Source organism: Paenibacillus tyrphae, from assembly GCF_000722545.1.
GTDB classification, from domain to species: Bacteria; Bacillota; Bacilli; order Paenibacillales; family NBRC-103111; genus Paenibacillus_G; species Paenibacillus_G tyrfis.
Map to the genome: position 1 here is coordinate 1 of NZ_JNVM01000016.1, position 20062 is coordinate 20062.

Sequence of the window (20062 nt, forward strand, 5' to 3'; positions counted from 1 at the left end):
TTCTCTGTTCGCAAGAATCCCCCAACTCAGCGCCATTTGCGCAGGTGGTGGGAGTGTTCAATGGTTTTCTTTGCCAGATTTCATTTGGGGGGGTAGAGTATAACAAGAGATGAGAAAATGACGGAAATTTGAAGTGTTTTGGTTTTTGCTTGGGGAGTATTCTAATAAAAATCTACTTCAAGGACGTATACAAAATGAAAAATAAAACAATTTCTATTGCTTCGATTCTATTTGTACTATTCATTTTATATTTTAACAAAGGTTGGATTCTAACAAATCTTTCAACACCAACGAACAACGAAGCTGAAAGTGCAGTTGTACTGAATTTTCCATCGGACCGTTATCCGGAGACTGCCGCCCACATAAAAGCGGCGATCGAGCATGGGAAATCCTCCATTTGTACAATCGATAGAAAAGGCGCTGAAGCCAATCGAAAAGAATCACTAAAAGGCGTGCCCGTAAAGCCTAATTTGGATCGAGACGAGTTTCCCATGGCCATGTGCGCAGAAGGCGGCAAAGGAGCCGATATCATGTATATTAGCCCTTCCGACAATCGAGGAGCCGGATCTTGGGTGAGCAATCAATTAGAAAAGTACCCCGATGGGACGCGAGTAAAGATTGTTGTGAAATGAAGTACTTCTATGGCGAAAGTGCCAATGGCTCAAGTCCATTGGCACCCGCATAAAAGAAACAAATGAATAGCAGCTCTTACTATTCGTTTATTTTGCTAATCGCTACTGTGTTTGTTAACTTATGAATAGAGTAACCATTCAACATAAATTGAACAATACTATCGTTAAATTTTACTTCGGAACCTTCTTCGAATGTAAACTTATAGGCTTCTACAGGATTATCGGTATGCTTAAGATTACGCATTAGTTCGAATATGGCATGAACCGGGTCAACAAATAAGTAGCCGCGATCAGGATGATGCAGTAAATAATTCACGCTTTGCTCAATAATCTTATGCATTTTTACTCACTCGCTCCAATCAATAAGCAATTTATTTTTTGCGGTAAGAATGAAAGCACAAAAAGTATATCACAATTTTTGGAATTGGTCATTAGACATTTTGATGATTATTACATTAGTACGCAATAAATTCATCTTTTCACGAAAAAAATATGAGTTTTTCTTGGCATCTGTAACAAACAAGCCGCAGTATTTTAATAAATTAATATTTTATTCGGTCATATATTCAATCAGACATTTTTCAATGTACTCCTTGTAATTGGGTAATTCTTCGCACAGCCACACTTTCCCTAATTCTGACGGCACGTACATGGCATTCTGAAGTTGGGCAAAATAAGCCGCCCAATTCAGGATCTCCTCCGAATTCTCGTATCCCAAGTAGTAAACCGGCTCAATTGCCTTCTTTAATAACGGTTCGATTAATGTTGGTTTGTATTTTGCAATCGATGAAAGAAACGAGAAGTACCCTTCTGCGGCTGATTCACAATTGTAGCTGGGATTCCAAGAATTAAATTTTTCAACAAGATCGGCATCAGCCACAGCCATAGAAGTATCTCCGTCTTCAATCCCTCGTTGAATCCGTTCCATTTCACGATATGTTGACATGAATTTATCTCTCCTAACAAAATTCCATTTATACCAATCGACGAATTTATCGTGCTATCTTTCGCCTCAAATCAACCTTCATTTCGATTTCCCTATCATTATAATCGACAAACCTCGATTCCGTTGACAACATAAAATGTTCATTTTTTGTTTAGATCGCCCTTGTATATTAACTTAAGTCTTAAATATACAGGAGGAGGAAAAAAGATGTATCCGTCACGGAAGAAATATGCGGCCGAATTCATTGGGACTTTGGTGCTCGTGCTGATTGGCTGCGGAAGTGCAGCTACGGCAGGGGGCGAGTTGGGTTATCTTGGAATCGCCTTCGCATTTGGTCTGTCCATCGTTGCGATGGCCTATGTGATCGGTCCAATCTCAGGATGCCATATTAATCCTGCCGTTTCGTTGGCAATGCTTATACGCGGGAGGATGCCCCGAAAGGAATTTCTGGGTTATGTGATTGCTCAGACAGCCGGAGCCGTTACGGGTTCGGCGCTGCTATACGCGATTATCCAATCAACAGGCAAGACCGTATCCAGCCTGGGACAGAACGGATTTGGCGAAGGGTACGGGATCGGGATAACCGGGACGATGGCATTCATTGTGGAAATCGTCTTGACGTTCATCTTCATTTACACCATTCTGGGAGTCACGTCGGATGCTGCTAATAGTCATGTTGCAGGTCTTGTTATCGGATTATCGCTAGTGCTGGTTCACATTCTGGGCATCGGCCTTACCGGCACTTCCGTTAATCCGGCCAGAAGCTTCGGACCGGCAGTCCTATTGGGCGGAGAAGCGTTAGCGGAACTATGGGTATTTATTGTGGCTCCTCTAATCGGAGCGGTACTGGCCGCCATTGTGTACAGGCGATTGAATGTCAACGTAGAGACGTGATTCGGGAGGTGCTGAGTAAAATCGGCGCCTCGGTTTCATTTATTGAGCTGAAGATTTTCTAACATCCCCCTTCCGATACAAGGCCGGGGGTATTTGGCGTTCCCTTTGTACCATTGACATTGTTGTGTATATTGTATATTCTGTGTATGTAATAGATGCACAGTTGTGATTTGTGGAGGCCACATGAAAATTATTATTTCCAACGCGTCCGACCCGCCGATCTATCAGCAAATCAAAGACCAAATCAAAGATGCCATTATTCGCGGTGAATTATCGGAAGGGGAAATGCTGCCTTCGATACGTGCCTTGGCCAACGATCTGCGCGTCAGCGTCCTTACAACCCGAAGAGTATACGACGAGCTTGAATCGGAAGGATTTATTACGACCAAAGCAGGCAAAGGGTCGTTTGTCGCCAAGGAAAACTTTGAGCTGCTAATGGAATCGAAACGGCATATGGTTGAAGTTAAGCTCACGGAAGCGTGGAAAACTGCCCGTTCGTTAGGCATCAGCAAAAGCGAGTTATATGCCATGATGGATTTGCTGTTTGAGGAGGAGGAAGAATGAAGCCCATTTTAGAGGTAGCAGGACTGAAAAAAGATTTGGGGAATTTCAGGCTGGACGATGTCGGTTTTTCTTTGATCGAGGGCTGTATTACAGGATTCATCGGGGTGAACGGCGCCGGAAAAACGACGACCATCAAACTGATTCTCGGATTAATGTTGAAGGACGAGGGAAAGATACAATTTTTCGGGAAAGATGTTCAAAAAAACGAGCGGGAATTCAAAGACCGTATTGGAATTGTTCTAGACGAAGGTTATTTCTATGACGAGTTAACCATGCTAGATATGAAAAACATTGTCGCCCCGGCCTATTCCAATTGGGATAACGCCTCGTTTAACCGGCATATGGAACGATTCGGGTTACCGCTGCATCAAAAAATAGGGACCCTTTCTAAAGGCATGCGCATGAAATATGCCATCGCATTGGCGATTTCCCATCAGGCGGACTTATTAATTATGGATGAGCCGACGAGCGGTCTCGATCCGCAGGTGAGATTGGAATTAATGGACATCCTGCTTGACTATGTGAAGGACGGAAAAAGCGTCTTTTTATCTTCGCACATCACTTCGGATTTGGATAAAGTTGCGGACGCGCTAATTTTAATTGATAACGGTCGAATCGTTTTCAGTGAAGAGAAAGATATCTTGTTGGACAGACATGGATTCGTGAAAGGCGATCCTAACGAGCTGAATGAGGCTACAAGAAAAATGTTTTTAACTTTGCACGAAACCGAGTACGGATTTTCCGGCGTGACGAACGATAAAGCGGCGGTGCGTCAGCACATGAAACATGCGCTCATTGAAAGGCCGACCATTGAAGATATTATGTTAGGCTACATTAGGAGGTGACCCTGATGCTTTTTCATCTTGTGAAAAAGGATTTCCTGCTCGCGAAAAAATATTGGATCATCATGCTGCTTGCAGCAATGGTGCTGCCGGTCTTTATGCATACGAAGCTCGACTTCATTGCAGGGGAGTTTCTGCCTTTTTTTCTGAGTACGCTGTATATTATTTTTTTGCTGTACAGTACGGTTTCCATGATGGAATATAAATATAAAGGCTCATCGCTTCTTTGTGCGACCCCGTATACAAGAAAGACGATCGTGATGTCAAAGTATTTTTTTGTCGTTGCCATTTTTATCGGTTGCTGCGGCTTGTACACCGTTGCGGCTCTGATCAGTCCGGTGAAAGTCGGGTTGCTTGCTCTATCTGAGGTAGGCCGAACATTCTTCTTGATCAGTGTCATTTTCGGAGTCATGATCCCGGTTCAATATCGTTTTGGTTACGAAAAATCAAGATATATATTCTTTTTTCTGATCTTCCTGACGCCTTTCGTATTGCCGAACCTCATGAAAGCATTACAACATAATGGAGCCGTGTTCCCGGTTTCGCTGCCTTTTTCACCATTCGTGCTGGATTTGCTCTTTGTTTTACTGGCGTTAGTTATCGGGGGAATATCAATGGTCCTATCCATTCGGATTTTTTCTAACAAAAATCTGTGATACTCTAGGGGAGCATAGCGATGAACTTCAACCGAAAAAAAATGGTTTACTGTTTGTTGGGGACTATTCTTGCGGCGAGCGCTTTGAGCCAAGTTATAAATAAGAGTTACCTTGCTATATTTCCAATCTTCGGTTCCGTTGCTTTTTATGTAAATGCCTGGCGAGCGAATAATAAGTAATTCATACTAATCAAATACGCATTGATATCATATACTTCGGAAGGGGAGTGTAGCTTGTGCGCGATACCTGTGTTCCGACTGGCGTGAAACTAAAAGACACCGGCTTTGGATATACGTTGTCCTTAATAGACGGTAAATATAAAATGATTATTATCTATTGGCTGGCTGAAAATAAGGTGATGCGGCATAACGAGCTGAAGCGAAGTATCGGTTCCATTTCCTTTAAAACGTTAAGCATCATGTTAAAAGAGCTGGAGACCGATGGCCTGATCATACGCAAGGAGTTTCCCCAAGTACCTCCAAAAGTGGAATATTCATTATCTGAACGCGGTCTTTCTCTCATTCCCTTGTTAAATATGATGTGCGAGTGGGGAGAGAAAAATTTTTTGTCGGCTCAGGAGGTTTAAAATCAAAAGAAGTATTTCCTAAACAAGGAAATACTTGAGCTTGTTGAGAAACCCGCTTCGCGTAGAAATTCTCTGCATACGCCGGTGGGGTATATCCCTCCAGCCGCTGCCCTCCCCCAGAAAGTGAAGTAACACTTGGAAGCTTATTCCGATTACTTTCCGGGGACCCCCAATCTACCCGTGAATTTGATTAGAATTAGCGGTATTTTCACGGGTTTCAAAGGCGGATCTTAACTCTTACGGGACATACCCATATTTATCTGAGATTTTCTACTTTTAGGGTTTCTCAACAGCCTGAAGTATCTCCGTAAAACAATGAAATACTTCTATTTTAGCTTAATAAAGCTGCCGCTTACAGGTTGTCGATAAAATTCACATAATCTTGCGCGCTCTTTTCTAATTCGCTTACAGAAGACTCGATTTCTTCACCAGGCACACTTTCGCCAGGCTCACTTTCCTTTCCGTAAAACGCAAAGAATGAACGATAATCTGCATTGCAGTATCGGAAAGTAGTTTCAAAAGGAGATAATAAATGGTCAAGCGTATAGCGATATCTACCCGCTTCACTATAATCTTCTTTTTTAATTCCGGCCGATACGGCTAAAGCAGCTTTGCGATGCTTTAATTTGTCGCCTTTCGAACCATAAGCCCAGCCATAAGTCAACACTTCGTCAAGCCATTTTTTCAGGAGAGGCGGGCAATTAAACCAATAAATGGGGAACTGTAAAACAAGATTGCCATGCGATTCGATGAGCTGCTGTTCTTTTTCCGCATCGATGTTTCCGTCAGGGTAAACCTTATGCAATTCGTGGACCGTATACTTTTCCGGATATTTTTTGAGTTCTTCGACCCATCGCTTATTGATAACGGATGTTTCTATGCTTGGGTGCGCTACGATAACAAGAGTTTTCACTGCTTTGTCCTCCTTGGTATGATTTACTTCTTGAGTATAAAGTGCACGTTGCAAATATGTAAGTATGCACTTTTAGTACAGGTACTTACCAAAAGGAGAGTGTCAGACGATAAAGTAGATTCTGTAGGTGAAACAGCGAAAAGAAAATTTGTTTATATCCAATAATTCTACGGATCATTGCGGCCTAGTACTATATAATGGAATTTAACTACTTATAGTGAATGGACTGATGCAAAGTGAATTACATCGTGTTTGATTTAGAGGCCACTTGTTGGGAAGATGATCGATCGAAACAAAACGAAATTATTGAAATCGGTGCCGTGAAAATCAATGATAAACTAGAAACTGTCGATGAATTTCAAACGTTTATTAAGCCGGTATTAAATCCTTGGTTATCTGATTTTTGCAAAAAACTAACTACCATTACACAAGAGGATGTTAATCAAGCGCAATACTTTCCGCAAGCTATTCAACAATTTCAAGATTGGATTGGCAAAGAAGATTATTTCTTATGTTCTTGGGGTTTTTATGATAAAAGTCAACTAACGAAGGATTGTGAACTAAACAGATTAGATACACATTGGCTTGCTAATCATATCAGCATTAAACATCAACATGGCAAGATGATTGGCAAAGAGCGGGGAGTAGGTATGGAAAGGGCGCTCGATATGCTTAAGCTGCCGCTGGAAGGTACTCACCATCGGGGAATTGACGATGCCCGGAATATTGCAAAGATCTTTGTAAGGATTTTTGACAAGCTGGAATTTCGGTAATAATCATCTTTGGGTTGGAAAAAAAGAGCCGTTTTTTCGGCTCTTGAAATCAATCGTTTATTACCAGTCAGCTTGTTTATAATCCTTTAAAAATACACCAGTCAATGGTCTTTCTACATCTTTTCCTTCATATATTGGATCGCAGATTCTAGCGGCAGCATCATCAAAATCCAATGGCAACTGAATCATTCGATTATTTTTTACTTGTTCCGGGAACTGGTTCGAGACCCAACCAGGATCTACACTAGTAATGAATATTCGATGTTTCTTATACTCTTTAGACATGGTTAGGGTCATCATATTGAGAGAAGCTTTTGCCATGTTGGTGTGGATATGATAGCCGCCCTTTCTTTTCATATTAAATCTACCTTCTGATGCGGATACATTTACGATAAAGCGATTCTGGCGCGGACTTCTCAACATAGCATCTTTCAACTTTGTATTTATCAAAAACGGAGCAGTAACGTTGATTAATTGTACTTCGAGCATTTCAACAACAGATATTTGATGAGATTGTGCTGTCCACGAATTTTGTAAAAGTGGATTGTGATTCATAACTACTTGAGTTATAAAATCTATAATTCATTTGTATCTGTAGAAGAAGGTAGCAAATATATCGATGTAACATCTAATCGCGACAGTGGTTATACTAAAGTTAAAGCAGTAAAACCAGGGAAGGCATTAATTCGTGATACCGACAATAATGTAATTTATGAATTTACGATTCTTAGGTAAGCATTTGGGGCAGACAAAAGTCTGTCCCTTCTTATGTACATTTTAAGCGAGTTATTCCAACAAGCCGCTATTAAATAGTGGTTATTTTGATTTTGTTTAATAAATATGAATCTTTTATCAGGCAAAAGGAGTATGTAATATTGTAATTGAATTTATTTTCCGAATTATCGTTTCGTATCCCGATGATTCCATTACCATTATGGCTGATGAAGCAAATATTGCAGTCAGAACTTATCAAGTCTTGTATAATAAATTGGTAATTGGCGGATAGAAGGGAGTTACATTATTGCGTTATGACACTGAAATTGCTTGCACATCTTATTTGACACTTCACGAACAAAAACTACGGGTCAAGTCGTTTTTGGTAGAGTATTTTGGCACAGCTCACTTCTTTCTTGTTGAAACGGGTTTTTCTATAACAGCTGTACAAGAGGAAACAGCTTTTTTCGAATGGATCAATGCAGGTAGACCTAACCGAACGACTAAAGAATTGTTTCTTTTTAAATGGATGGAGCAAGAGAGACGGAGTGGGCATTTTTTAGTGAAATGTAGCTTTTTTAATCGTTCGGAAGATAACAGCAGACAAAAGCAATTCGAGAAAATCGTCTTGCAAATGAAAGAGCACATGGAGCATCCGATTTTGACACTTGATATCACCCAAAAAGAAAAGATCATCGAGGTAAGGCAATTTCATCATCGTGCTGATGGGAAAATTGGTTATGGTTTGTACCCTTATGCCGAAGACGAGAATGGGCATTGGCGTGAAAATCTGGGTGTTGGCTTATGGATATATCGTGAGGATTTTCATCTTTTATACGAAGGAATCAAGGAGGTATATCCACGTAAAGAGTCAGGCTTTGAGGATTTTGATGATACTGGCATGAATTTCATTAGTAAGTCGGAATGGAAAGTGATCCTGAACCATTGGTCTAAACTAGCAATCAGTAACCCATCCAGCCTTGAATTTCTTGATTATGTCAGTCGCTGGGTGATAGCAGCACTAGAGCAGGTGGATGAAATTGCGATTGAAGGGAATTTGTAATTAGGTGAATTCCTGTTTCATCTAGTGGGAGAAGGAGGTACAATATATTCATGGATCTTTTCCAAGATTTATTTAGTACATCTGAAGTGGAAAGGAGTGTCCAAGTGGATTAAGGAGGCTATATAGAACAGAAGTTTTATTAAAGGAAAGTAAGGAGGCCTGTAATTGAGAAACCTACTCAACTTACTTGTTACATTTCTTGTTTTCTGGTGTGGGAATCATTACTTTAACCAGTATATATCCATATCAGATACCAAAACGTTAATAATTGCAACAGTGCTTATGTTTGTTATCAGTTTAATCTATGGCTTCCTATTGACGATTTCCTTCATTTCCATTGTAGTTGGGATTGGGTGTTTAACAACGCCATTATTAATCGTAGCTTCACTTGTGTTAACACCGATTAAGTTATGGTTGCTGGATAGATATCTCACCGGATTTGAAATTCATGGTTTTTGGACATATGTGATTCTAACCATCGTATTAAGCATTTTTACTGTGAAAGTAAGTGACAAAAAAAGGAATTGATTAAAAAAGATTGTATTATACTAGTGTCGGATAACGAGAATATAGGCCGATTTAAATGCCGCGTACATCGCGGTTTTTTTTATTTTATCGGAACAAATTTTTGTCAAAACGCTGTGTCAGGAACCTATCCGTGGGTTCTATTTTTTTTATAGTTTCATAGATCGCTAGCACGGTTTGGGGAGAGGGCGGGGGGCATTTGCGCCTATCCATATCCCGTTTCACTTCATCATGGCCAGCCACGTCGCCAAAAAAAGAAAGAAATGTTAACCATTTTGTGATATATTTCCTAATTTAATATCAAAAAATATGATAATATGTTAAATATATTCAAATATATTATTTAAATGAAAAAAACGGAGGTAATTATGAAAAAGTCGATTCCTGTACTTTCTTCTTTGGCTGCTGCGCTGCTGCTTTCCTCTCAAGTTGCTTTTGCCCATGAATCTCTTCCTGAAGCCTCAAGTCAGGTGCCTGTCAAAAATGCAGAGGTCAAGGTCACCAATCTACTCAGCCAAAACAAAAACGTAGATGGGAAAAATTCGCTTTCCACACCTCAGTCATTGGCAAGCCTTGTTCCTCCAGTGCTCCAAAAAGGCACTACATTCAACTTCTCGCAGCGCGATTTCGGCGAATCCGTCGTGCAGACAAGCGACGGCGGCTATGTGTTCGTAGGCTCTACCACGGTTAATGGAAACGAGGATATCCTGTTTGCCAAGACGGACGCATCTCTGGCGCTTCAATGGGCATATGCGCTGGGCGGGCCCGCAGAAGAAACGGGTGCCGAGGTTCGGCAAACGAGCGACGGCGGGTATATCATCGCCGGGACAAGCAATGCGAGTGGTTCTAAAGATATCTACTTGGCGAAGACAGATGCTAACGGAGCGATACAATGGGCAAAAACATATGGTGGACCAGGTCAAGAAGAGGCTGCAGCGATGGAAATCGGGCATGACGGCGGCTACGTCATTGTCGGCGCCAAAGGAGACAGCCAGTTTACGACTGATGCTTACATGCTTAAAGTGGATGCCAGCGGCAATGTTCAATGGAGCCGGACATACGGTCAGGAGAATCTGGAAGACCGCTTTTACGGCGTAAGCGTAACACCGGATGGCGGCTATGTGGGCGCCGGATATAAAACTATCAAGCAAACCATTCCAGGAGGAACGGAACAAGCGATGTACGGGCTGATGGCAAAAGTATCTGGTTCCGGAGCGCCGGTATTCGAATCTACGTTAGACAAATATTCCATGCTAAAAGGTGTTGCCGCAACGAGCAGCGGCTATGTGGCTGCAGGGTCCATCAACAACTTTGGTCAACCGAACAGTTCTCAGGGGTATAACATCTTTGTAACCAAGGTCGGCACTACGGGAGCCAAGTTGTGGACGAACCAGTTTCATTCAACGAATGGCGATTTTGCCAATGATGTCAAAGCGGCCAAGGACGGCAATTATATCGTGACCGGGTTGACGAGTCCGCAAGTGGGTAAAGAAGATTTGGTGCTGATGAAAATCAACAACGCGGGAAATGCATTATGGTCGAACACGTATGATTTTGGCAACACAGGCGAAATAGGCAAGCGTGTGGCAACGACCAATGACGGCGGTTATGTGGTTACGGGTTCGTTCCAAGCCGACAGCTCCAACGGAAATTATGACGTCCTTTTGGCGAAATTTGGTAGCGATTAAGCATCCGCGAGAAAGTTTTGGAGTAAAGGGGCTGTCCCAAACTAACATGGCCTGACGGCCACTATGAATGAAAATGTATTTGGCCTGTGAATCTGGATGTTCCTTACTGGAACTGCAGTTCACGGGCCAATGCTTTTTTTTGATAGGACAAATATTCTAAGTTCCCATCCTGAAAAGGTTACCGTAACTGAAAAAGTGGAAATTAGATCGAATTTTGTCGTATTATGAGATATGTAGTTCACTACTAAAGGAATAGAGTGTGATTCTCAATGAAAAAGAAAGTGTTGGCTTTATCTCTAGTCTTAATGCTTTCCGTAAGTCAAATGACTGCATTTGCCGCCACTACATCAGGTAGGAGTAGTACAAGTACGCCGTCATCTTCGACAAAGTCATCAACGAGCACGGCGCCGTCAACATCATCGCGGACAGGCTCATTCACAACTCCTTCGTCAGCAAATTCAAGCACCAATTCAAGTTCAAGCAAGCCATCAACCAGTACTTCAACCAGTACTTCAACCAGTCCATCAACTAGTCCATCAACCAGTCCTTCAAGCGGCTTTAGTGGGGGATCAAGCAGTAAACAGAGTCCGACGGGTACAAGTTCTCAGACGGGCACTTCAACGCCAGCACAAAGCAGTACATCGGGTTCCGGGTTCAGCGGAGGCGCCTCAAACAAAACCAATGTGCCGAGCACTCCAAGTACGTCCAATAGCACGGTTACAAAAGATGGAACAACCTACAGTACAGGGAATCAAAAACCATCTTCAAATGTTTCTGGAGCCTCGCAGACACCGCCAAGTAACGGCTCCATAACCAATCCAAACACAGGAAGAACGTATTATGGCGGAGGAACGTATTACAACTCTTTGCCGGCAGGCCAAAAACAAAACAGCAGCATTTGGCCTATGGTAGGAGCATTTGCAGCAGGAACATTCTTAGGATCGATGCTTCATCCATCAGGCGGTTACTATCCTTCCGCTGGCGGTGGATATGTGCATCAGCCGTTTTCATTTATGGCTCTAATCTTAGACTTGGCCATTGCAGCTTTGGTTATTTGGCTTGTGGTAATTATTTTTAGATCTCTGAGAGGAAGAAGAGCATGAGAATTCAATTTGACGAACAAGACATCATCGATTCCGTTTGTGTAGCCATTGCAGCCAGAGTCAATAGAGGGCAAGTTGAAGGTAGCGAGCCACAACATGTAAATGATATAAGTTTATTTTTTGAAGAGACAAAAGGCTTCTCTGCTCGCGGGAGATTGCATTATCAAGAGTACTTTTTGAACCAGCAAGAACTTATTGATGCGGTCGCACTTTATTTGTCTGCTTATTATTCATTTAATGCAGGAAGGCTACTCATTAATTTATCGTGGGATGAAGTTGCGAAAAAGTTTAGTGGAGAGATCACAGTAGAACGATAAATGGATTGTGGGCCAAAACCAAAGATAAGAGTAAGCCGTTATGCGTGAAAACGCGTAGCGGCTTATCTTTTCTAAGAAATAGAATTCATTTGGAGAAACCTTGACGTTTGGATCTCAAATATAGAGTCGACACCAATAATGAACAAATGATTAAAATAGATAAGCCAATAAATATGCTCTGAAATCTTACTTCTGGAAGATCGTGATCTCGCCATACGAGGACTGCCGCGGACAAAGCGATCCCAAAAGCACTTCCGGAAAGCTGGATTAATTGGCTTATTCCTAATCCCATGCCAACATCTTCTTTGTTGAAGATACCGGATATTTCATTGGCTATACTTGCAGTAAAAAAAGAGAAACCTATACTCATAAAAATATAAGAAATGACAATAGCTAACTGTGTAGTGGTAGCCAAAATAAAAAATAATAGGGTTGAAACAAGCAGCAGTAATTGTCCTAAAAGGATCAATCGAATATTCCCGACCCGATTCATGATCCGTCCAATAAACGGAGCTGCTATAGCCGAAAATATGGCTCCAGGAAATATTTTCATTCCTATGGTGGAAGCTTCGTTGTGAAACAAAGTAGAGAGCATGATCGGGATTAAGAAAAGAGTTGAAAAGTGAACAATAAATGCACAAAAACTCATAAATAATAATTTTGCAAATTTATCGTTTTTTAACAATATTGGTTTTATGAAAGGGTGACTGGCAGTACGAATATGTCTCCACCATAGGACCATCGATAAAATACTTAGAATTAAAATATAGGTAGAATGGGTGGAGATCAACAACAAAACTCCTGTAACAGATGCTCCTGTTAGAATGCCCCCCACCACATCAAATTTACCTGTTTTTAAATCTTCGGTTGTCAGCATTTTATGGAAAAGCGGTAAAAACAATATGATTGATCCTGCAATGGTGAACATGTAGCGCCAACCCAAAAACTCAGTGATGATACCTCCAAGTAACGGTCCAAGACCAAATCCAAATGAAGTGGCGGAAGCAATGAATGCCATGTATTTACCTTTTCTTGATTCCTCCACGTATCTTCCTGCATATACCATGGCAAGGCCGGGAACTGCTCCTGCACCTAAGGCTTGAAGTATTCTTGCTATAATTAATAGATAGAAATGATCGGCAATCATCATAATAAATGAGCCTAAGCTTAATAGGATTAAGCCGATCGTTAAAAGCCTTTTAATCGAGATGAAATCAGATAAACTACTATACGATAAGGTTGAAATGGCAAAGACAATGTTATAACTGGATAAAAGCCATGAAGCCTTTGCCGATGACAACATCATTTCACTAAGCAAACTGAGCAGAGCGACATTTAACATCGTTGCATTTACAACAACGATACATATCGACAAACTCCAAAGTAGAAGTATCTTATTCTCTTGCAGCATGCGACTTGGTCTATGAATTGTGATACTCTTATCGAGAGTTGACATGCTACCACTGCTTTCTCCCCGCAGAATCAAAAAGAGAATGATTCCCCATCGTTAGGTACTAGTATGCTGTTGGAGAGACCTTTTTCATCGATGAAAGCTTTTAATTCCTGTCTTGTTAATAAGCAGTGGTTGAGAGCCTCCATATGAGATACGATGATAGTCGACTGAGGGGCTTCCAAGTGTGTTTGATAGATGTCCTCTTTGTTCATAATAATCGCATCGCCTTGAAGAAACTGAGCAGCGCCTCCATTTACAACAATCACTTCAGGATTGTGCTGATTGAGGGCATCCTTAACGTCGCTACACCATATGGTATCTCCTGCAATATAGAGCGTCTTTTCATCCGGATGTTGAAAAACAACCCCTGAAACTTCACCCATAAATTCCCCAATTTCGCCTATTCCATGTTTCCCGTTTGTTCGAGTGATGCTAATGCCTTCAATATTTGGAACATTGGATAGAAAGTCTACATTTTGAAAACCTTCTTTTCGAATGACCGCTGCATCTTTTTCAGACTGAGCAATGATTCTAATATGTTTAGGCAATACTTCGATTGCAGCAGGATCAAAATGATCAGGGTGTAAATGAGTGACAATGACGACATCAGCCTCAATGATCTCTTCAACAGGGATGGGTAAATCAACGGTTGGATTAAATTGGTCCTGGTTTAAAGTATTTGGAAAAGGAGGATAAGCTCCCTTTTTCGCTAAGAAGGGATCAATTAAAAATCTCTTTTCCCCATAGTTCAAAGTTATCGTTGCGTTGCGTATTTGTCTGATATTCATTCTGTGTTTCCTCCTTTAATTATCTTCTCTTATACGATAATATTTAGGGGGGATACTGTACATAAATAAAATCAAGTGTATTTGGAATACGGCTTGATTTATGAAAGAGGTTGTTGTTTTGTTAGATCAAACGGATATAAGAATCCTTGAGGAATTAATAAATAATGGTCGGATCACCATGAAGGAATTAGGTAAGAAAGTTCATTTGACGGGTCAGGCAGCAGCATCCAGAGTGATTAAATTAGAGGAATATGGGGTAATCGAAGGATACACGATTAAACTAAACCAAGTAAAAGCAGGATATGCAATACACGCATTCATAAATATTTATACAAAAAGTATGGATCATAATCCCTTTCTAACCTTTTTAGAAAAACAACGACAATTCATCATGAACAATTATAAGATTAGTGGCGACGGCTGTTATCTTTTGGAATGCAGATTTCCATCTAATAATGAATTGGATGTATTCTTAACCCAATTAAACCAATACGTTAATTATAAGTTGACGATCGTCATTAAAAAATCAAACGAAGCATAAAAAAGGGAAATGATGCCCATGGTGACAAGCAATAAACCCAATAGATTAGCCAAGTAAAAATCGCCTTATTTGCTGCAACATGCTTATAACCCAGTCGACTAGTTTCCTTGGTGTGATGAGGCTTTCAACAAAGCAAGTAGCGAAAACAAGCCCATCTTCCTATCGATTGGCTATAGCACCTGCCATTGGTGGCAGGGAGTAATTATCACAAAGAAAAAATAATGAACAGGTTAGTTGAGGATAGCATTTACTCTTAACAGGGCGTTAGATCAAGAAGTTCATTAACGTGACCGTGGGGGGCAATAACCCCAAAATCCGGCGTCAATTTTTGACAGAAAATATAGCAAAATAAGAGAAATCACAGTTCATTTTGTATGTTATTCTATGTGTGCGATGACATCAATTAATTAGTTTGAAAGAGGTAATTTTTATGGAAAAACACATTTTTTTTGTCCATAGCGGTGGAGCACAAGGGAGCCCGGGTCAAGGAAGTTTTAACTTGGTTGAGTGGTTACGATGTTCACTTGAAGAGGAGTATAGAATACATTATCCGATCATTGAAAAGCCGGAAGAACCCACTTATGCTATGTGGAAAGCAATGTTTGACAAGGAGTTTCCAAATTTAGTGGGGGAAGTCATTCTAATCGGTCACTCTTTAGGTGGGTCTATGCTTTTGAAATATCTCTCCGAAGTAAAGATCGAGTTTCAGATAAAGGCGCTCTTTCTAATTGCTATTCCATTTTGGGGTGAAAGTGGCTGGAGTATGGACGATTTTGACTTGAAGAACCATTTTTCAAAACATCTGCCTGTGTTACCGACGGTTCACTTCTTTCATAGCTTTGACGATAAAATTGTCCCTTTTCAACACGTGGAATTATACAAAAGTCATTTTCCGAATGCTATCATTCATAAAATAAACGGTAATGACCACGCCTTTGTTGATGGATTACCAAAACTTGTTGAGCAAATCAATATAGTACATCTCAATTCTGAAATAATCGAGACAAAAAAAGAATTATTACAAGTCATATCATTGTTTAACGATTATGATATAAATACGATTCCTGCCTTTGGGGGGTGGAGTGCTGGGCAAATATTGGAACATATAACAAAAGCCGTTTCACCGGAAATACTGTATGGTATGGTGAAAAAATCCGATAGGCGGCATAACGAAAAACTAAAAGCTATTAAAAGAGATTTCTTAGATTTTAATTCGAAAATGAAATCCCCGGACTTTATTGAACCAACGGAGTCCATACACTATGTTGAAGATATGATTTTAAAAATTGAAAAGAAGTTTGAAACCCTTATTGAAGCTTCAAATACACTTGACTTGTCAGAAATCTGTATAGAGTTTACTTTACCAGTATACGGTGAATTTACCAGACTAGAATGGATATATTTTTTTATGTACCATATTCAACGTCATATATACCAATTAAAAAAAGTGTCAGAATTAAAAAGAAAATTTAATGGGAATCCATAAAGCGGAATACTATTTCAGTTGGCAAATGAAGAAACAAACAACCTAAGCCTGAAGGTTTTGATGGGCGTATGAACTGGAGCCTACACATAATGTGTAGGTTTTTACTTTTCTTTGGGTATGATAGGATGAATATAAAATATTCCAAAATACAAGGAGGTGGTGCCCCATGACAACGAACAGCAAGCCCAATAGATTAACCAACGAAAAGTCACCGTATTTGCTGCAACATGCTTACAATCCGGTCGACTGGTTCCCTTGGTCGGAAGAAGCTTTTAACAAAGCGAAACAGGAAAACAAACCTGTCTTCTTATCTATTGGGTATAGCTAACGATTTGTTACCTACACGTACTTGCCATTGGTGCCACGTGATGGAAAGAGAATCCTTCGAGGATGAAGAGGTCGCGGCGCTGCTGAACCGCGATTACATAGCGGTCAAGGTGGACCGCGAGGAGCGGCCGGACGTGGACAATCTGTACATGTCCGTCTGCCAGGCGATGACGGGGAGGGGCGGATGGCCGCTCACGGTCGTCATGACGCCCGAGAAGAAGCCGTTCTTCGCGGGGACGTATTTTCCGAAGGCGCGCAAGCATGGGCGGCACGGCCTCATGGATGTTTTACCGCAGCTTGCGGGCAAATGGCGGGAGGACCCGGCGAAGGTCGCGGAGATCGGAGAACAGATCGTCGAAGACACGCAGAGTCGGATGATCGCCAATATGGAAGGCGAGCTGTCGGACGATATATTGGCCCGCGCATACCGCTTTTACGAAGAGGTGTACGATCCGGCCCACGGCGGCTTCGGAGACGCGCCGAAATTCCCGACGAGCCACAACTTATCGTTTCTGCTATGGTATTGGAAGCGCACTGGGGAAGCGAAAGCATTGGATATGGTCGAGAATACGCTGGACTGGATGCACCGCGGCGGCTTGTACGATCATATCGGGTACGGTTTTGCGCGGTATTCGACAGACGAGCGGTGGTTGGTGCCGCATTTCGAGAAAATGCTCTACGACAATGCGCTGCTGACGATGACGTATATGGAAGCATACCAAGCGACCGGCAAGCGGAAGTACGCGGATATCGCCGAGCAGGTTATCGCCTATGTGCTGCGCGATATGACCGATCCGGAGGGAGGATTTTATTCGGCGGAGGATGCCGACTCCGAAGGCGAGGAAGGCAAATTTTATGTGTGGACGCCGGATGAGGTGGTGCAGTTGCTCGGCGAAGAAGAGGGCGAGCTGTACTGCCAGGTGTACGACATTACCGGTGCGGGCAATTTTGAAGGGCGCAGCATCCCGAATCTGATCGATGCAACGGTAGATACGTCCGCGCGGCGGATGCAATTGGACGTAACGGAGCTGAAGATGCGGCTCGAAGCGTCCCGCCGGAAGCTGTTCGACCACCGGGAACAGCGGATTCATCCGCATAAGGACGACAAGATTTTGACCTCCTGGAACGGGCTGATGATCATGGCGCTGGCGAAGGCGGCCAAGGCGCTGCATAAGCCGGAATATGCCCAGGCGGCACGCAAAGCGGCCGATTTCATCCTGACGAAGCTGCGCCGCGAAGATGGAAGGCTGCTGGCGCGCTACCGCGACGGCGAGGCGGCTTACCTCGGATACGTCGACGATTACGCGTTCCTCGTCTGGGGCCTGATCGAGCTGTACGAAGCTTCGTTCGATCATTCGCTGCTGCAGCAGGCGGTAGAGCTGAACAGGGATATGCTGCGCTTGTTTTGGGACGAGGAAAAGGGCGGCTTGTTCTTCTACGGAGAGGACGGGGAGCGATTGTTTATGCGCCCGAAGGAGATTTACGACGGCGCGATGCCATCGGGCAACTCCGCTGCGGCGCTTAACCTGCACAAGCTGGCACGCTACACGTACGACGCGGCTTTGTCTCAGAAAGCGGAGGAGCAGTTAAAAGCGTTCGCCGGATCGGTGGAAAGGTATCCGTCCGGGCACGCGTTGTTCTTGATGGCTGTCGACTTGGCATTCGGTGCGCCGTCGGAAATCGTCATTGCCGGGGACCCGGCGAAGGAAGAAACGCATGCGATGATCCGCGAGGTGCACCGCGCTTTTCTGCCGCATGCGCTGACGATTCTGCATCCGGTCGGCGGCGCCGGGGCGGAGGAGGTCGGGCGCTTGATCCCGCTCGTACAGGACAAGCGGCCGCTCGGTGGTCGTGCGACGGCTTACGTCTGCGAGAATTATGCCTGCCAGTCGCCCGTGAGCGACTTGGAGGAGCTGCGCGAGCTGCTGCAGGGCGGCAGCGATGAGAGTGATTTTTAATAAAGCAGAGAGGTGGTAAAATAGAGGTAACTGACAAAAAGGACTGACTCTCATGCAAGATCTGAAAAGGATTGTACACAAGCTTAACCAAGCGGTGGAACAAGACAAACATATTATAGGCGCAGCCGTCGGTTGTGGCCTTTTTGCCAAATATGCCGAAACGGGCGGCGCAGACCTTATCCTGGTCCTGAATGCGGGGCGGTTTCGCTTAATGGGGTACAGCTCGACGGCCAGCCTGCTTCCTTTCGGCAACAGTAACGAGATGGTCATGGAAACAGGCATCCAAGAGGTGCTTCGCAATGTAAGCTCCATTCCCTGTATTTTTGGCTTATGCGCCACCGATCCGGGGATTGTACTGGACGATTATTTGGACGAGATCCAAGACGCGGGATTTGCAGGAATTACCAATTATCCGACGGTCGGACTGATCGACGGCGTGTTTGGCGAAGCGCTGCAGGAAGCGGGCATATCCTTCGACATGGAAGTCGCCGCGATACGTAAAGCCAGCGAGAAGGGCCTGTTTACGATTGCGTTCGTTTTTAATGAAGAACAGGCTGCTCAGATGGCTGCCGCCGGGGCACATATCATTTGTGCACACCTTGGATTTACCAAAGGCGGAAGCTCGGGAGTCAAGCTCGCCATAAGCTTGGAAGAGAGTGCAGCTCTATCCGACAAAATCTTTAAAGCCGCCGAAACGGTCAATCCGGATATTTTCAAGCTGGTGTACGGAGGGCCTGTCAATTCACCGGAAAATGCGGAGTACATATACAACCATACGGAAGCGATGGGCTACATCGGCGGGTCCAGCTTCGAAAGAATTCCGACAGAGGCAAGCATCATCCGGGTGACGGAGCTGTTCAAAAAATACCAGGAAGTCAAGTCGGAAAACAAACAGCTCAGACAGCAGTTGGATCTGCACACGGCGATCAAGCAAGCCGACTATGTCCGCTATATCACCTCGTATGTGACCATGCACCTTCAAGAGCCGATCACATTCGATCATTTGTCCAAAGAGCTTCATCTAAACCGCAACTATTTGAGCCAGCTCTTCAGAAAGAAAATGGGGATCAGCTTCTCCGAATGGCTGATTCAGACGCGAATCGGCACCGCCAAAGATTTGCTGCAAAAGGAACACGGTAACATTCAAGACATCGCCCGGCAGGTCGGTTATGAGGACGCGTCTTATTTTAGCAGGCTGTTCAAAAAGGAAACCGGCATGACGCCAAGCGAATGGAAAGAAATCTCCCATAAAAATAACAATATCCCAAGGAGTTGATCCTTGGGATATTGCTG

Annotated in this window: 21 protein-coding genes and 2 pseudogenes; 16 read left to right on the top strand and 7 right to left on the bottom strand. The window is 43.0% G+C overall.

The genetic code is table 11. The features are described from left to right. Positions 1 to 194: 194 nt before the first annotated feature. Positions 195 to 632 (top strand): NucA/NucB deoxyribonuclease domain-containing protein, encoded by a 438-nt coding sequence (locus tag ET33_RS19030; protein ID WP_036685936.1) that lies wholly within the window; start codon positions 195 to 197, stop codon positions 630 to 632. A gap of 79 nt (positions 633 to 711) precedes the next feature. Here the strand turns inward: ET33_RS19030 and ET33_RS19035 are convergent, their stop codons facing one another. After that, positions 712 to 972 (bottom strand): hypothetical protein, encoded by a 261-nt coding sequence (locus tag ET33_RS19035; RefSeq protein WP_036685276.1) that lies wholly within the window; start codon positions 970 to 972, stop codon positions 712 to 714. A gap of 210 nt (positions 973 to 1182) precedes the next feature. Next, complete coding sequence (locus ET33_RS19040) at positions 1183 to 1578, bottom strand: hypothetical protein (RefSeq protein ID WP_036685278.1); 396 nt, start codon at positions 1576 to 1578, stop codon at positions 1183 to 1185. A 207-nt stretch (positions 1579 to 1785) separates the two neighbouring features. On the opposite strand from ET33_RS19040, the gene ET33_RS19045 reads away from it, so the two are divergent. From ET33_RS19045 to ET33_RS19065, 5 genes are all read left to right on the top strand, one after another. Beyond that, complete coding sequence (locus ET33_RS19045; RefSeq protein WP_036685282.1) at positions 1786 to 2472, top strand: MIP/aquaporin family protein; 687 nt, start codon at positions 1786 to 1788, stop codon at positions 2470 to 2472. Positions 2473 to 2655: 183 nt separating this feature from the next. Further along, positions 2656 to 3036 (top strand): GntR family transcriptional regulator, encoded by a 381-nt coding sequence (locus ET33_RS19050; protein ID WP_036685284.1) that lies wholly within the window; start codon positions 2656 to 2658, stop codon positions 3034 to 3036. After that, entirely contained in the window at positions 3033 to 3881 is an 849-nt protein-coding gene (locus ET33_RS19055; RefSeq protein ID WP_036685287.1) for an ABC transporter ATP-binding protein, read from the top strand. The genes ET33_RS19050 and ET33_RS19055 overlap by 4 nt, the downstream gene beginning before the upstream one ends. A gap of 5 nt (positions 3882 to 3886) precedes the next feature. Continuing rightward, positions 3887 to 4534 carry an ABC-2 transporter permease gene (locus tag ET33_RS19060; protein ID WP_036685290.1) on the top strand — a complete coding sequence of 216 codons (648 nt, stop codon included), beginning with the start codon at positions 3887 to 3889 and terminating at the stop codon, positions 4532 to 4534. A 235-nt stretch (positions 4535 to 4769) separates the two neighbouring features. Next, on the top strand, positions 4770 to 5120 hold the full coding sequence (locus tag ET33_RS19065) for a winged helix-turn-helix transcriptional regulator (RefSeq protein ID WP_036685294.1): 351 nt from the start codon (positions 4770 to 4772) through the stop codon (positions 5118 to 5120). A gap of 352 nt (positions 5121 to 5472) precedes the next feature. Here the strand turns inward: ET33_RS19065 and ET33_RS19070 are convergent, their stop codons facing one another. Further along, a complete protein-coding gene (locus ET33_RS19070; protein ID WP_036685296.1) occupies positions 5473 to 6033 on the bottom strand; it encodes an NAD(P)H-dependent oxidoreductase in 561 nt (186 codons plus the stop codon). A 236-nt stretch (positions 6034 to 6269) separates the two neighbouring features. Between ET33_RS19070 and ET33_RS19075 the strand changes: the two genes are divergently transcribed. Continuing rightward, a complete protein-coding gene (locus ET33_RS19075) occupies positions 6270 to 6806 on the top strand; it encodes a 3'-5' exonuclease (protein ID WP_036685298.1) in 537 nt (178 codons plus the stop codon). Positions 6807 to 6866: 60 nt separating this feature from the next. Here the strand turns inward: ET33_RS19075 and ET33_RS19080 are convergent, their stop codons facing one another. Next, positions 6867 to 7361 carry an SDR family NAD(P)-dependent oxidoreductase gene (locus ET33_RS19080; RefSeq protein ID WP_268808328.1) on the bottom strand — a complete coding sequence of 165 codons (495 nt, stop codon included), beginning with the start codon at positions 7359 to 7361 and terminating at the stop codon, positions 6867 to 6869. Positions 7362 to 7827: 466 nt separating this feature from the next. On the opposite strand from ET33_RS19080, the gene ET33_RS19085 reads away from it, so the two are divergent. The 3 genes from ET33_RS19085 (at position 7828) to ET33_RS19095 (ending at position 10796) form a co-directional block, all read left to right on the top strand. Continuing rightward, positions 7828 to 8583, top strand: coding sequence for a hypothetical protein (locus tag ET33_RS19085; protein WP_036685301.1), 756 nt, complete (start codon positions 7828 to 7830; stop codon positions 8581 to 8583). Positions 8584 to 8748: 165 nt separating this feature from the next. Then, complete coding sequence (locus ET33_RS40650; RefSeq protein WP_036685302.1) at positions 8749 to 9111, top strand: phage holin family protein; 363 nt, start codon at positions 8749 to 8751, stop codon at positions 9109 to 9111. Between the two features lie 365 nt (positions 9112 to 9476). Beyond that, on the top strand, positions 9477 to 10796 hold the full coding sequence (locus tag ET33_RS19095) for a hypothetical protein (protein WP_036685304.1): 1320 nt from the start codon (positions 9477 to 9479) through the stop codon (positions 10794 to 10796). A gap of 319 nt (positions 10797 to 11115) precedes the next feature. Here the strand turns inward: ET33_RS19095 and ET33_RS38965 are convergent, their stop codons facing one another. Continuing rightward, positions 11116 to 11280 (bottom strand): hypothetical protein, encoded by a 165-nt coding sequence (locus ET33_RS38965; RefSeq protein ID WP_161783552.1) that lies wholly within the window; start codon positions 11278 to 11280, stop codon positions 11116 to 11118. A gap of 615 nt (positions 11281 to 11895) precedes the next feature. Here ET33_RS38965 and ET33_RS19100 point away from each other — a divergent pair. After that, positions 11896 to 12216: a DUF2653 family protein gene (locus ET33_RS19100; protein WP_036685308.1), complete on the top strand. Its 321-nt coding sequence runs from the start codon at positions 11896 to 11898 to the stop codon at positions 12214 to 12216. 85 nt (positions 12217 to 12301) lie between these two features. Here the strand turns inward: ET33_RS19100 and ET33_RS19105 are convergent, their stop codons facing one another. After that, the gene (locus tag ET33_RS19105) at positions 12302 to 13672 is read right to left on the bottom strand and encodes an MFS transporter (protein WP_036685311.1); all 1371 of its coding nucleotides are present in this window, start codon (positions 13670 to 13672) and stop codon (positions 12302 to 12304) included. Positions 13673 to 13698: 26 nt separating this feature from the next. Beyond that, a complete protein-coding gene (locus ET33_RS19110; protein ID WP_036685325.1) occupies positions 13699 to 14457 on the bottom strand; it encodes an MBL fold metallo-hydrolase in 759 nt (252 codons plus the stop codon). A 118-nt stretch (positions 14458 to 14575) separates the two neighbouring features. Between ET33_RS19110 and ET33_RS19115 the strand changes: the two genes are divergently transcribed. From ET33_RS19115 to ET33_RS19140, 5 genes and pseudogenes are all read left to right on the top strand, one after another. Beyond that, positions 14576 to 14998 carry an Lrp/AsnC family transcriptional regulator gene (locus ET33_RS19115; RefSeq protein ID WP_036685328.1) on the top strand — a complete coding sequence of 141 codons (423 nt, stop codon included), beginning with the start codon at positions 14576 to 14578 and terminating at the stop codon, positions 14996 to 14998. 69 nt (positions 14999 to 15067) lie between these two features. Beyond that, a pseudogene (locus tag ET33_RS40655) lies at positions 15068 to 15187 on the top strand (DUF255 domain-containing protein); the annotation flags it as partial. Positions 15188 to 15428: 241 nt separating this feature from the next. Beyond that, positions 15429 to 16484 (top strand): DinB family protein, encoded by a 1056-nt coding sequence (locus ET33_RS37545; RefSeq protein WP_051775443.1) that lies wholly within the window; start codon positions 15429 to 15431, stop codon positions 16482 to 16484. A 166-nt stretch (positions 16485 to 16650) separates the two neighbouring features. Next, positions 16651 to 18769, top strand: a pseudogene (locus ET33_RS19135) (thioredoxin domain-containing protein). Between the two features lie 52 nt (positions 18770 to 18821). Beyond that, positions 18822 to 20045: a phosphoenolpyruvate hydrolase family protein gene (locus ET33_RS19140; protein ID WP_036685338.1), complete on the top strand. Its 1224-nt coding sequence runs from the start codon at positions 18822 to 18824 to the stop codon at positions 20043 to 20045. Positions 20046 to 20062: the final 17 nt, after the last annotated feature.